The following is a 257-nucleotide window of genomic DNA, read 5'->3' as shown; positions in this document are numbered from 1 at the left end:
ATGGCGCGAGACGGAATCGAACCGCCGACACATGGAGCTTCAATCCATTGCTCTACCAACTGAGCTACCGAGCCTACCTATTGCGGGAGCAGGATTTGAACCTACGACCTTCGGGTTATGAGCCCGACGAGCTACCTAGCTGCTCCATCCCGCGCTATTCCTACTAAGGAGGATGTGGGATTCGAACCCACGCACGCTTTTACACGCCTGACGGTTTTCAAGACCGTTCCCTTCAGCCGGACTTGGGTAATCCTCCA

3 tRNA genes are annotated in these 257 nt (G+C 55.3%); all 3 read right to left on the bottom strand.

Going from position 1 to position 257, the window contains the following annotated elements:
• Position 1: 1 nt before the first annotated feature.
• The 3 genes from HMPREF2876_RS07580 to HMPREF2876_RS07570 all read right to left on the bottom strand — a co-directional run bounded on the left by HMPREF2876_RS07580 (position 2) and on the right by HMPREF2876_RS07570 (position 256).
• Positions 2-74: transfer RNA gene (locus HMPREF2876_RS07580), tRNA-Phe, on the bottom strand.
• A gap of 6 nt (positions 75-80) precedes the next feature.
• Positions 81-154, bottom strand: a tRNA-Met gene (locus HMPREF2876_RS07575).
• A 12-nt stretch (positions 155-166) separates the two neighbouring features.
• Positions 167-256: transfer RNA gene (locus HMPREF2876_RS07570), tRNA-Ser, on the bottom strand.
• Position 257 lies beyond the last annotated feature (1 nt).

It is taken from the genome of Streptococcus sp. HMSC073A12, assembly GCF_001812815.1.
Lineage (GTDB): Bacteria > Bacillota > Bacilli > Lactobacillales > Streptococcaceae > Streptococcus > Streptococcus vaginalis.
Note: the sequence above shows the minus strand (reverse complement) of the source record. Positions and strands in the feature narration are given on the sequence as shown.